Genomic DNA, 328 nt, shown 5'->3' with positions numbered 1-328 from the left:
GCCCCTCTACCTGGGCCGCAGCAAACGCATCGCCACCACCGACCAACGCCTCATCTGCCACGCCCGCGACCACGGCTGCACCCGACCCAACTGCACCCAACCCGGCTACCACTGCGAAGTCCACCACGAACCCGGCTGGGCGGCCGGCGGCCACACCAACGCCGACCACCTCTGGTTCGCCTGCCCGTGTGACCACACCGCCCACACCAACGGCCACTACACCACCACCGTCACCAACGGCCGCCTCGCCTGGACCAACGGCACCACCGCACCCCAAATCAACCACGCCCACCACCCCGACGAACTCCTCCACGACCCCGACCCACCC

At 69.8% G+C, this 328-nt stretch carries 1 protein-coding gene; it reads left to right on the top strand.

Annotated elements, in window-relative coordinates; all coding sequences use genetic code 11:
* On the top strand, positions 1-328 hold a 328-nt coding region (locus AC5Y36_RS25885), incomplete at both ends, for an HNH endonuclease signature motif containing protein (RefSeq protein WP_500043830.1).

This window comes from Mycobacterium sp. NGS50 (genome assembly GCF_059812545.1).
This window is presented reverse-complemented; position numbering and strand designations above follow the sequence as displayed.